The organism is Microbulbifer sp. ABM4_008 (assembly GCF_056311705.1).
Window position 1 is genome coordinate 3,414,170 of record NZ_CM149970.1, and the last position, 12,931, is coordinate 3,427,100.

General features: G+C 54.7%; 10 protein-coding genes. 2 read left to right on the forward strand and 8 right to left on the reverse strand.

What is annotated here, in order from left to right:
• Nucleotides 1–20: 20 nt before the first annotated feature.
• The 8 genes from ACYX4J_RS14780 to leuC all read right to left on the reverse strand — a co-directional run bounded on the left by ACYX4J_RS14780 (nucleotide 21) and on the right by leuC (nucleotide 10,946).
• The gene (locus ACYX4J_RS14780) at nucleotides 21–629 is read right to left on the reverse strand and encodes a phosphoribosylanthranilate isomerase (RefSeq protein WP_444916533.1); all 609 of its coding nucleotides are present in this window, start codon (nucleotides 627–629) and stop codon (nucleotides 21–23) included.
• A 125-nt stretch (nucleotides 630–754) separates the two neighbouring features.
• On the reverse strand, nucleotides 755–1,648 hold the full coding sequence (gene truA, locus ACYX4J_RS14785) for a tRNA pseudouridine(38-40) synthase TruA (RefSeq protein ID WP_444916532.1): 894 nt from the start codon (nucleotides 1,646–1,648) through the stop codon (nucleotides 755–757).
• A gap of 131 nt (nucleotides 1,649–1,779) precedes the next feature.
• Nucleotides 1,780–5,163 carry a motility hub landmark protein FimV gene (locus ACYX4J_RS14790; protein WP_476176922.1) on the reverse strand — a complete coding sequence of 1,128 codons (3,384 nt, stop codon included), beginning with the start codon at nucleotides 5,161–5,163 and terminating at the stop codon, nucleotides 1,780–1,782.
• A gap of 197 nt (nucleotides 5,164–5,360) precedes the next feature.
• Nucleotides 5,361–6,356: an Asd/ArgC dimerization domain-containing protein gene (locus ACYX4J_RS14795; protein ID WP_476176923.1), complete on the reverse strand. Its 996-nt coding sequence runs from the start codon at nucleotides 6,354–6,356 to the stop codon at nucleotides 5,361–5,363.
• A gap of 190 nt (nucleotides 6,357–6,546) precedes the next feature.
• Entirely contained in the window at nucleotides 6,547–7,662 is a 1,116-nt protein-coding gene (asd, locus tag ACYX4J_RS14800; RefSeq protein WP_476176924.1) for an aspartate-semialdehyde dehydrogenase, read from the reverse strand.
• Nucleotides 7,663–7,761: 99 nt separating this feature from the next.
• A complete protein-coding gene (leuB, locus tag ACYX4J_RS14805; protein ID WP_476178664.1) occupies nucleotides 7,762–8,820 on the reverse strand; it encodes a 3-isopropylmalate dehydrogenase in 1,059 nt (352 codons plus the stop codon).
• A gap of 30 nt (nucleotides 8,821–8,850) precedes the next feature.
• Nucleotides 8,851–9,498: a 3-isopropylmalate dehydratase small subunit gene (leuD, locus tag ACYX4J_RS14810; protein ID WP_476176925.1), complete on the reverse strand. Its 648-nt coding sequence runs from the start codon at nucleotides 9,496–9,498 to the stop codon at nucleotides 8,851–8,853.
• Nucleotides 9,498–10,946, reverse strand: a complete 1,449-nt coding sequence (leuC, locus tag ACYX4J_RS14815) for a 3-isopropylmalate dehydratase large subunit (RefSeq protein WP_444912510.1) — start codon at nucleotides 10,944–10,946, stop codon at nucleotides 9,498–9,500. The genes leuD and leuC overlap by 1 nt, the downstream gene beginning before the upstream one ends.
• A 197-nt stretch (nucleotides 10,947–11,143) precedes the next feature.
• Here leuC and ACYX4J_RS14820 point away from each other — a divergent pair, with 197 nt between their 5' ends.
• Entirely contained in the window at nucleotides 11,144–12,016 is an 873-nt protein-coding gene (locus tag ACYX4J_RS14820) for a LysR family transcriptional regulator (protein WP_282931865.1), read from the forward strand.
• Nucleotides 12,017–12,178: 162 nt separating this feature from the next.
• On the forward strand, nucleotides 12,179–12,916 hold the full coding sequence (locus ACYX4J_RS14825; protein WP_282931864.1) for a TIGR04219 family outer membrane beta-barrel protein: 738 nt from the start codon (nucleotides 12,179–12,181) through the stop codon (nucleotides 12,914–12,916).
• Nucleotides 12,917–12,931: the final 15 nt, after the last annotated feature.

The following is a 12,931-nucleotide window of genomic DNA, read 5'->3' on the forward strand; positions in this document are numbered from 1 at the left end:
TTCCGGTAACGCCTCTAAATCTATCTCTTCGCCGCGCTGACAAACGCAAAAACTTTTTCTCGATCCTTGCGTCCCGGCTGACGCTCTACACCTCCGCTCACATCCACCCCTTGTGGGCGCGCAGCTTCTACTGCTGCAGTTACATTCGCGGGATTCAAGCCACCGGCAAGAACGATCGGGCGACTGCTATCCTGGGGAACCCTGTCCCAATCAAAGGTCTCTCCGGTGCCACCGGGGATACCGGGCCTGTAAGCATCCAATAGAAAACCCCGGGCTTTGGGGTGCTCAGTCATTGCGGCTTTGACATCGAGGTCATCTTTCATCCGCAACGCTTTGATATAGGGGCGCCGGAATTGTTCGCAGAAACGGGCTCTTTCATCGCCGTGGAATTGCAACAGGTTGAGCGGCACCGATTCCAGTACAGCGTCCACCTCACTCTGTGCCGCATCGACAAATAACCCCGTCAGGGTGACAAATGGGGGAACTGCTGCTGCAACTTTAGCTGCCATATCAAGATCGATATAGCGCGGGCTCGGCTTATAAAATACCAGGCCCAACGCGTCGGCACCCGCATCTACAGCCATCAGAGCATCTTCTATACAAGTGATGCCGCATATTTTTACTTGCATCGTGTAACCTGGACTCAGCCGGCTGGCCGATCAAAAGAGGGAACGACGGATACTAGCAGATAGTCAGAAGGCGCGAAATGCACGCCCTCTCCCAGATTTGCTTTAGCCTCGAAAAATTCAGCAGTCTAACTGGAAAGCAAAGCACCCAAAGGCTGTGGCACCAGCAGTGGCCCAGGCTCACATTGGGGAAGCTGGAAATGATCCGGATAGCGCACATCAACGAGATACAAGCCAAACGGCGGCGCAGTCACGCCTCCGGCGGAGCGGTCCCGCTGATCCAGCACCTCTTTTACCCAAATTGGTGGACGCTCACCTCGCCCCACAGCCATCAAAACCCCGGTGATATTACGCACCATATGGTGAAGGAATGCGTTAGCACTAATTTCCAAGGCAACCAGCTGACCCACTGGAGCAATATCCAGGCGGGTAATTTCACGCACCGGGCTCTTGGCCTGGCACTGAGAAGCACGGTAGCTGGTGAAGTCGTGGCGGCCGATCAAGTAGCTGGCTCCCTCACGCATCGCTTCCAAGTCCAGTGAGTGCTGGGTCCAGGTTACCTCAGCGGCGCTGTGGGCTGAGCGGGTCGGCGCACTGTGAATCAAATAGCGATAACTGCGTGCGTGAGCGGAAAAACGTGCATGGAACTGCGCCGGCATTTCCCGCGCCCAGCGCACCCGCACAGAATCCGGCAACTTGGTATTAACTCCCTGCACCCAGGCGCGGTCCGGGCGCTGCGCTCGGGTATCAAAGTGAATGACCTGGTTGGTAGCATGAACGCCCGCATCGGTACGCCCGGCACAAACCAGGGTCACATCCTCCGCTGCAATAGTGGATAAAGCCTGCTCCAGATGAGCCTGAACAGTCTCCGATGCAGACTTCTGCTTCTGGAAACCGTGCAGTTTGGCTCCGCAATATTCAACGCCCAGGGCTATGCGGCGCAGTCCTTCGGGCAGCCCCTCACCTTCAGGGACCTCCCCATTTGGCTTGTAAATATATTCCCTCTGCGTCACCTGACTCATATCACCAAAACCACTTGCTCTCCCCGCTGCGACTGCGTCGGGTAAAAATCACTGCCGGGAACTTCCCGGTAAAAATAAAAAAACCTCGCAACCAGTGCGAGGTTTTTTCAAAAACGGAATATGCTGCTAGCTTACACCATCCGCTCCAGCATTTCCTCGGCGCGGTCTTTGTGTTCACCGCCACCATCCTGGGCTACCTCTTTGAGGATATCCTTGGCACCCTCTTCGTCACCCATATCCATATAAGCTTGAGCCAGCTCCAACTTGGTCGCCATCTCATCGCCGCCTTCCAGCAAACTCAACTCTGAATTGAGGTTGCTTTCCAGGTTGAAGTCGAGGTCACCAAAGTCAGAATCTGACGGCTTCTCGACAATCGCCTCAACCTGCTCTGTCGCTTCAGGCTTAGCTTCAACCAGGGGTTCTGGCTCAAGAGTCAAATCACCCTCAGTGGATTCATCGATGAGAGCCAGCTCATCCTCCAGGGAGAACTCCTCTTCGATTGCATCCGCATTGAAGTCCAGGTCGCTAGCCCCGGCCAGCTCCATACCTGCCGCATCGAGAGTTTCCAGGTCAGCATCGAGGGATAAATCTGCCGCCGGCTCACTGCTGGCCGCGGCTACCTCTGCCGAGGGCTGCTCAGTTGCGTTGAGATCCGCAGCAATATCATCCAGGTCGATACCGTCAAGATCCAGGTCGGAATCCAAGTCGCCGCCGATCATCTCCAGATCGCCATCAGAGAAGTCATCCATGGATAACTCTTCTGCAGACTCCTGGGCAGAGGAGACTCCTTCTGCCAGGGAGATCTCCTCGCTCAAACCGCTGTCAACGGAATCCAGCTCCAGAGCATCATCCAATTCAAAGGCCGTATCCAGCTCAACCGAAATCTCTTCTTCTTTCTGGGGCTGAATCTCTTCCTCCATCATGGAAAGATCCAGCTCAAAATCCAAACCCGGAACGGAACCACCGCTGGTAGTTGCCTTTTCTTCCAGCTGGGCCTCAACTGAGGCCTCAGAGTTTTCTTCTGCCGCCGGCTCCAAGTCGAGGGAATCCAGATCCAAATCAGAGGTATCGAATTCTATTGGAGCATCGACACTCTCTTCTGTGTTATCAGAAAGCTCAAGCCCCAAATCGTCTTCAATCAAAGCGGGCTCTTGATTACTTGAGCCCAGATCACCCAGGTCCAACTCACCCAAATCAAGTTCATCAAGATTTAAATCGCTTTCAACTTCTGGTTCCGATACCTCAGCAGTAACTTCTTGGCTGTCTCCGTCTAGAGCACTGTCCAGGTCCAAATCATCCAGATTGAACTCGGTATCCAGCGACTCGCTTTGATCTGCGCTCGCCTGCAACGGCTCTTCAAAGCTGCTATCCAACTCCAGATCCAGGGACAGCTCTTGCTCAGAATCAGAGCTTTCCTCATCCAATGACAGATCCATAGTCAGGTCATCGAGGAGAGAGGTATCCGGCTCCAGCGCGTCACCGCTACCAACCAGTCCCGGCTCGGCGCTGGTGAAGTCATCGTCCAGGGCCGCGCCGATATCGTCGAGCTGCGCCGCTTCGAAGGACTCATTGGAAAGACCCATAGCTGGGGCTTCAAAATCCGGCGCACCAGCAATGGATTCACGCAGGCGGGCGGCGCGATCGGCAGCAGGACCGTCGCTGATGCTAAGCAGCTGGCGGTAGTGATCGTCAAACTTTTCAACGTCCTGGTTGTGGGCGTAAACCTCCATCAACATCAGGCGCGCATCGACTACCTGCGGGTCCTTTTCCAGGCCCAGCAGCAGCTTGCTTTCCGCTTCCTCATACTGCCCCAGGGACAGGTGAATCTCCGCTTCAGAAATTGGGTCATCAGTGCCTACATCGCCGAGATCGCCCAGATCGAAGGTATCGTCTGCCTCCATGCTCTCAACTGCAGCGAGAGTTTCATCGGGTTCGGCAATATCCGCAGGAATATCCAGCGGCTCTTGTTCCATAGCCATCTGCTGTTCAAGTTCCTGCTGCGCCTCTTGTTCAGCCTTGCGGCGACGCCAGGTGAACAGGCCAAATATAGCGGCCAGCAGACCCGCACCACCCAAGCCAATCAGCATTCCGTTATCGGCCAGCTGCTCCATAAAGGTTGGCTTGGGCTTGGTTTGAACTTCAACTACACGGTTACGCGCCTCTGCTGGAGCTGGTTCGGCTTCAACAGTTTCTTCTTCCGTATCAGCAGCAACATCAAACTCTTCGCTGTCTTCAACAGTCAGGCTGTCATCTAAAGACTCTACTTCAACGCCATCCGCCTCAGTGGGGTCGAGCAACACGTCTGACTGCTCCGCGGCGGCCTGCACCGCAGCCAATTCCTCATTGGAAACATCAATCAGCGTATCCATGGTATCGATTTGCTCGTCGAGCTCGGCGATACGTTCACGCAATTCAGTGTTTTCGAGCTTGGACTTATCCAGCTCTTCCTCAGCTACTGTGAGATCGCCTTCCAGCGCCTCACTGTCATCAGTGCCGACTCCAGAACCGGAGGTAACGGACTCATTGTCTCCCGGAGCGGCTAAGCTAACGCGTCCTTCAACCGTTTCGCTGACAAAGGACTCCTCCTCAACCGCACGGGCATCCAGCGGTGCGCCGGTAGCCACTTCCACTTCGGAGCGCTGGCGCCAGGAGTCATTCTGTTGAGCCACCTCAGAAATCGCCTCCGTCATAGTCAGAGTGCGCAAATCCTCGGAGTTAGGCAGGCGCAGTACGGCACCTTTCTTCAACAGGTTGATATTGTCATTAATAAAGGCTTCTGGATTCAGCCTTTGAATCGCCAGCATGGTCTGCTGAACAGAGAACTCGCGACTGGCGCGATTTTGCAGCGCGATTTCCCACAACGTATCGGAGGAACTTACCGGGCCATATACCTGGCTATTGCTTTCGTTGGTGTCTGTAGTCGTATAACGTGGCTGCGGACGAGCGGGCTCGCGAGTTTCTGGGGCAGCCCTTTTAGTTGGGGCTGGTTCAGCCGGTGCCTGACGAGCAGCCGGGGCCGGTGTTGTGCGAGGCTGGGGCTGCTGAACTGGGGTAGTGCGACGCACTTGCTGCCGCTCACGCTCAGCTGCGCGCACGGGTTGTTGCGCAGCCGTTGGGGAAAACGCCGGCAGGTCCATCAGCAGCGTATATTCGCGCAGTAGACGGCCACTGGGCCAGCGAGTCTCAACCAGGAAATTCAAAAAAGGTTCGCGAATGGCATCGCGACTGGAAATGCGAATAACCGGTTTGCCACCGGAGTAGTCCACTTCAAAACTTAAAGAAGTAAGGAGGTAAGAGCGCTCGACACCAGCGCGTTCGAATTCTTCAGGACCTGCGAGGCGAACCCTAATTTCGGTATCTTCCAAACCGCGAGTCTGCAGCAGTCCGATTTCCGCATCGAGAGGCTGGTTAAGGGTCGAGTTGAGCTTGATCTCACCTAGTCCAAGCGCCAGAGCCGCGTTGCTTCCCAGTGCACCGACTAGACCAACTGCAAGTGCCAACTTACGCACACGCATATCCGATTCCCTTTATTGTTAGAACCTTCCCAGGGTTTCCGAAAAGCGCGCCTTCAGAATATCCCCATTACTGAACGGTAATCGTTCAACTAATTAGCCGCCGTTTAGGCAGCCGCCAACTATGGCGAATTTTTCGCCAGTCTCAGCCAGGCCAAAGTTAAGATTACACCTTCACTATGGCCGCTAAGTATTAAATATCAGTAGTTTTTTAGCAACAAGTGGGCAATTTGTGCACAGTTTATTGCTACATCTTTACGCAGGTTGTCAGACACCGCACAAAGATTTAACTGTCGCTTGTTGAGTAGACTTTGGCGCAAGCGGCCGATGATTGTCACGTCACTGCCCACCGCACTTTCTGCCGAGGGCTGCTCCGCCATTTTGAGGCCAGCGCCATTTGCCAGCAGCGCACGCACTTTTTCCAGATCGACATCTTCAGTTAAAGCGACGCCCAAATTAGCTAGCTGACCGTGGAAAACAGAGACCGTATTGATGCTGGCATCGACTGCTACCGCGTCTCCAAATAAGCGGCGCAGGTCGTGAACCAAAGTCAGCTCACTGAGGGTGTGGCCACTGGCGAGCAGAGCCTCGCAGGCACTGAGCTGGTTAAACGCCAATCGGTGGCCAATCTCAGGATCAATTTCTGCGTCCTGGCCACTAAACATCCGCGCGGTTTGTGCCGCCATAGCATCAATTGCGGCCTTGCCCAGAGCAGACACCGGCTGATTGAGCTGTACCTCTACCGCTTGCAGTTTATCTTTCAGGGGCGCCAGGGCTTCCGCCACCATGGAGGCGCCGGCACTTGGCAGCGCAACAACGCGGCGCTCGGCAGAAGCGAGTTCACCGCTGTTAAACATTGGGTGTACCAGGGCAACACTTTCATCGCCACGGGTGTTGTTGGCCACGTCTACAATCCAGGCGCCATTTTGTTCTGCGGCAGCCATGGCAGCTTCAACGGCTTCGCCGGCGCTCAGCAGAATCACGACCTGCTTATTGTTAAATGTAAATTTCTCCAGGGACTCCACCGGAATATTGCGATTGGCAAATACCTGGGGGTCTACTTCCCGTTCGTCAGTCTCCAGCAAACTCAGCTGCTCGGCGGAAATTACTTCACGCTCTTCGAGTACTTCCAGCAGGGGACCAAAGGCGGCGTTATCAACACCGACAATGACCAGTTCGCGGGTGGCTTCGGACATGGCAAATCACTTCATTGAATTGGAAAGGGAAAAATGAGGGGCGATTATACCCGTGGGGAAAATTCGAAAAAGGCGCTATGACAAACAGTAGCCGTTTTTTACGCGAAGAAGTTCACAGCTTGGCAAAAAGTCCTCCACTAAAGTGGCCTATTTCCACTCTTAGTAGAGGACTTACTCAGGTTCGTACCAGTTACAGTTTGCCGAGTAAAATCAGCAGGATTCTGCGCAGGGGTTCTGCGGCGCCCCAAAGCAGCTGATCCCCTACAGTAAAGGCGTTTAAGTACTCTGGACCAACGCTCAATTTACGCAGTCGACCAACAGGAATATCCAACTTTCCGGTAACTGCTGTTGGCGTCAGGTTCTGCACCGTAGCCTCACGCTCATTGGGCACCACATTTACCCAGTCGCTGGCACCATTTAACAATTGTTCAATGTCGGCAAGTGGCAAATCTTTTTTCAATTTTATGGTGAAAGCCTGGCTGTGGCAGCGCATGGCACCGATACGCACACAAGTGCCGTCCACCGGAATCGGGTTTTCGGTCTGTAAAATTTTGTTTGCTTCAACTTGCGCCTTCCACTCTTCGCGGCTCTGGCCATTCTCCAACTGGGTATCGATCCAGGGCAACAAACTGCCTGCCAGTGGCGCGCCAAATTCTGCCGTGGGGAATTCTGCTGAGCGCATATCTGCTGCTACTTTGCGATCAATCTCCAGAATGGCACTGGCGGGGTCGGCCAACTCTGTTGCCACACCATCGCGCAGCGCACCCATCTGCGCAATCAATTCGCGCATATTGCGCGCACCGGCACCGCTGGCCGCCTGGTAAGTCATGGCGGTAACCCACTCGACCATGCCCGCCTTAAACAGCCCACCCAGAGCCATCAACATCAGGCTCACGGTGCAGTTGCCACCGATAAAGTTTTTCTGTCCGGCATCAATCGCGCGATCAATCACATCGCGATTAACCGGGTCCAGCACGATCACAGCATCGTCCTGCATTCGCAGGCTGGAAGCCGCATCAATCCAGTAACCCTGCCAACCGGCCTCGCGCAAGCGGGTAAAAACTTCCTTGGTGTAATCGCCACCCTGACAGCTGACAATCGCATCCAGCTGTCTCAGTGCATCAATATCGTAAGCATCGCCCAGTGGCGGCAGGGGCCTGCCGATGTCCGGCGCCGTGCCTCCGGCGTTGGAAGTTGAGAAAAAAACCGGTTCGGCGATATGGGCAAAGTCATCCTCTGCTCGCATGCGCTCCAGTAATACCGAGCCGACCATGCCGCGCCAGCCGATAAAACCTATTTTTTGCATTGCGGTGTCCTGTATGTGAGGTGGTCAAAGTGCGCCGCCGGGAAAGCGGCGCGATAGTGGAATCGAAAATTGCGGTTTCGAAACTTGTGGAATCGAAACTTAAAGTGCGGCTACAACGGCAGCGCCCATCTCTGCGGTAGAGACTTTCTGGCAGCCGTCGGTATAAATATCGGCAGTGCGCAAACCCTGCTCCAACACCTTGCTCACTGCTGCTTCAATCGCATCTGCGGCCTCATTCATATCGAGGGAATAGCGCAACATCATGGCAGCAGACAAAATAGTCGCCAGCGGGTTGGCGATACCCTGGCCAGCAATATCCGGAGCGGAGCCATGGCAGGGCTCGTAAAGACCAAAACCGCTTTCGTTCAAGGAGGCGGAGGGCAACATCCCAATGGAACCGGTAAGCATGGCGGCAGCATCGGAGAGGATATCGCCGAACATATTGCCGGTTACCATCACATCAAACTGCTTGGGCGCCCGCACCAATTGCATCGCCGCATTGTCCACGTACATATGGGACAGCTCTACATCGGGATATTCCGGAGCCAGACGATCCAACACCTCGCGCCAGAGCACTGTTACTTCCAGTACATTGGCTTTGTCTACAGAACAGAGTTTGCCATTGCGCTTTTGTGCCGCCTCAAAGGCAGAGCGGGCAATACGTTCAATTTCTGATTCGCTGTACACGTAGGTGTTAAAGCCTTGGCGCTCACCATTTTCCAATGTCTTGATACCGCGCGGCTCACCAAAGTAAATGCCGCCGGTCAATTCGCGCACAATCAGAATATCCAAGCCGGCAACCACTTCAGGCTTTAGCGAAGAGGCATCGGCCAGTTGCGGGTAGAGAATTGCCGGGCGCAGATTCGCGTAGAGGCCCAGGCCACTGCGAATTTTTAACAGGCCTTTTTCCGGGCGACTTTCCCGCTCCAGGGTATCCCACTGGGGGCCGCCTACCGCACCGAGCAGCACCGCATCGCAATCACCCGCCGCCTTCAGCGTTGCGTCGGTCAGAGGCTCACCGTGGGCATCGATAGACGAGCCACCAATCAGGCCCTGCTCAAAACTGAGCCCCAGATTGAATTTTCCCGATGCAACTTCCAGCACCGCCATGGCTTGTTCAACAATTTCCGGACCAATGCCGTCACCCGGCAGAATCATTACTTTTTTCGTCACAGGAATTTCCTTTAATTACTGAACCGCATCAAAAAGCCAGGGGGCTTTCTCTCGGCGCGCCTGCTCATAAGCGCGAATATCGTCGGCGTGCTCCAGGGTCAGACCGATATGATCGAGACCATTTAGCAAACAGTGCTTGTAGAAGGCATCCACTTCAAATGGAATCAGCTCGCCACAGGGCTTGCGCACATGCTGCTGTTCCAGGTCGATGGTGAGCGTATACCCCTCCTGCCCGTGTGTTTCCTCAAACAACTGGTGCACGACATCTTCCGCCAGGACAATTGGCAAAAGACCATTTTTAAAACAGTTATTGAAAAAGATATCGGCAAAGCTGGGCGCGATAATTGCGCGGAAGCCGTGATCTTCCAGTGCCCAGGGCGCGTGCTCACGGCTGGAACCGCAGCCAAAATTCTCCCGTGCAATCAGCACTGAACCACCCTGGTAGCGGGGGAAATTAAGGGGAAAGTCCAGATTGAGCGGACGGCCAGAACAGTCCTGCCCGGGAACCCCCTCATCCAGATAGCGCAACTCATCAAACAGGTTCGGGCCAAAGCCAGAGCGCTTAATGGATTTCAAAAACTGCTTGGGGATGATCAGGTCGGTATCCACATTGGCCCGATCCATCGGTACCACGAGACCTTCGTGCTGGGTAAACGCTTTCATCAAACCATCTCCTCTTCCAGCTGTACCGGTGCCATCTCTCGCACATCGACAAAGTGGCCGGCAATTGCAGCCGCTGCTGCCATACTGGGACTCACCAGATGCGTGCGGCCACCGTAACCCTGGCGCCCTTCAAAGTTGCGGTTGGAGGTGGAAGCACAGTGCTCTCCCGCCCCCAGCTTGTCCGCATTCATCGCCAGACACATGGAACAGGACGGTTCGCGCCACTCAAAACCGGCTTCAACAAAAATCTCGTGTAACCCCTCGCGCTCAGCCTGGGCTTTTACGGCCTGGGAGCCCGGAACAATCAGCACCTGCTTGACGCTATCCGCCTTGTAACGGCCCTTGGCAACTTCTGCTGCTGCGCGAAGATCTTCAATCCGGGAGTTGGTGCAGGAGCCGATAAATACGCGATCCAGTTTGATATCACTGATATTCTGCCCGGCGTTCAACCCCATATATTCCAGCGCTCGCTCCATGCCCGTACGCTTGGTGGCATCGCTCTCGTCACTGGGAGTAGGCACCTGGGCGCTGATCGGCGCCACCATCTCAGGGGAAGTGCCCCAGCTGACCTGCGGCTCAATATCCTCACCGATCAATACCACGACTTCGTCAAATACCGCATCGTCATCGGAGTGCAAGTGGCTCCAGGCCTCAACTGCGCGATCCCACATTTCGTCTTTCGGCGCGTAGGGCTTGCCTTTCACGTAATCGAGAGTGATCTGGTCTACCGCCACCATCCCCGCGCGAGCACCGCCTTCAATGGCCATATTGCACACGGTCATACGGCCTTCCATGGACATGTTGCGCATCACTTCGCCGCCAAATTCAATCGCAAAACCGGTACCGCCAGCAGTGCCAATTTTACCAATGATCGCCAGCACCACATCTTTTGCAGTGACACCTGGGCGCAGCTGGCCGTCGACGCGAACCAGCATATTCTTCATTTTCTTCTGGGTAAGGCACTGGGTAGCCATCACGTGCTCCACCTCAGAAGTGCCAATACCGTGGGCCAAGGCGCCGAGTGCCCCGTGGGTGGAGGTATGTGAGTCGCCACAAACCACCGTCATACCCGGCAGTGTCGCACCTGTCTCAGGCCCGATCACATGCACAATACCCTGCCCCGGCTCATTGATACCGAACTGGACTACATCAAAGTCACGGCAGTTCTCATCCAGGGTCTGCACCTGGATTCGGGAGATATCATCGCGAATACCACTGACGCCAGCGGCGCGCTCGGCCGCCTCGGAAGGCACATTGTGGTCGGGAGTGGCGACTAGCGAATCCTTGCGCCAAGGTTTGCGACCAGCCAGACGCAGGCCTTCAAACGCCTGGGGGGAGGTCACCTCGTGAATCAGGTGGCGGTCGATATAGATAAGTGAGGAGCCATCATCACAGTTCTTGATCAGGTGGTCCTGCCAGAGTTTGTCGTAGAGTGTTTGCCCTGCCACAGCCATTCCTCTCAGTAGTTAAGAGCCTGAGTCTACCCAGACCCACCAAATAACACCAATTTATATTTATTATCTAAAGTATTCCTAAATGGAATTCGAAAGCCAAACTGGAGTAATATCCATCTTCTGGCGTCTCTGCCATTTATCCAGCGGCTCAATTTGAGCCTTTATCGACAAACCGCTTCAGGGGAAACAGCTTGGAACTACAGTGGCTGCGGGCATTTCTGGCAATCGCCGAACAGGGTTCGGTATCTGAAGGCGCCGAGCTGCTGCACCTGACCCAGCCCGCCATGAGTAAGCGCCTGGCGGCCCTGGAGCAGCAACTGGGCTCCCCTCTATTCGATCGTATTGGGCGGCGATTGCAGCTCACCGATGCCGGTCGCGCCCTACTGCCCCGTGCCCGCCATATACTTAATGAAATCAGCGACACCGAGCGGGAATTGCGCGCTTTGAGCAACTCGGTCAGCGGCAGCTTGCGTATCGCCACCAGCCACCACGTGGGTCTACATCATCTACCCCCAGTGCTGAAAGAGTTCAGCTTTCGCTATCCACAGGTTGCCTTGGACATCGATTTTGTCGACTCAGAACAAGCTTACGAAGCCCTGATGGCCGCCAAATATGAATTGGCCGTGGTCACCCTGGCACTTAAGGAGTATCCGCACCTGAATGCCGAAGTGATCTGGCCCGACCCCTGTGTTGTGGTGGCGGCCCCGGATCATCCCCTGGCAAAATTGCCGGAACTGGAACTCACCGACCTCGCCAACTATCCCGCCATACTGCCGGATATGAATACCTATACCGGGCGCCTGATCAAAAGAGAGTTTGATGCCCAAGGGTTAAAACTCACCGCGAAACTGGCAACCAACTACCTGGAAACCATTAAGATGATGGCCTGTGTCGGTCTCGGCTGGAGTGTTCTGCCCCACACATTGGTGGACAGCAGCCTGGCAGTGCTGCCAGTCAAAAAGCTGCAAGTACTGCGAAACCTTGGCGTAATCAGTCACCGGGGCCGAACATTGAGCAATCCCGCCAGCGCGCTACAACAGATGTTGTTCGAAGCAGCTATTTAGTGGGGCAGGAAAAAAGCGACCAATTTACTAACAGGCAATACCCAAACGCACCATTTTTACCAGTGCAAAACGTTAAAGATTTGTAAAAATGTGCAACTTAGCCACGGCACGGGAAAAATTTATCTGTAAACTCCGCGACAAATTCATCACGGAGTGAAGTCAATGAAGAAATCCGCACTTGCCTTGAGTACCCTCCTCGCCTGCGGCACCGCAAGCGCAGATACTATCCTCGGCCTTGATGCTACTGCCGGCGCATGGCTGCCAGGCTATAGCGGTAATATCGGTACCGACGAATACAAGCTGGATAACCTGTCCCTCTCGGAAGATAACATTACCTTCCTGCAGGTTGCCCTGGAACACCCCATTCCCCTGGTGCCCAATGTGCTTCTGGCCCACAGTAATATCGATACCGACGGTGACGATACCCTGGCCACCTCCGTTACTTTTGATGATGAAACCTTCACTGCCAATTCAGAAATCCGCACAGATCTGAACCTCACCCATACCGACGCCACCCTTTACTACGAAATTTTGGACAACTGGGTAAACCTGGATGTCGGTTTAACTGCGCGTATGTATGACGGTGAATTTACCGCAGTGAGCGATACCCAGGCAGAGACTGTCGACCTCACGGGCTACCTGCCAATGGCCTATGGCATGGCCCGCTTTGATCTTCCATTTACCGGCTGGTCTGTAATTGCCCAAGGCAATGCAACGGCCTACCGTGGCGATACCCATACCGACCTGACAGCTAAAGTGCGCTGGGATTTTGTACCGGCTGTCGACTTTGCTATCGAAGCTGGTTACCGCGTAATGACTCTCGACCTGGAAGAGCTCGACGACTTGCAGAGCGATATTGAAATCAAAGGACCATACATCGGTTTCAACCTGCACCTGTAAGCAATCCACCTAGGA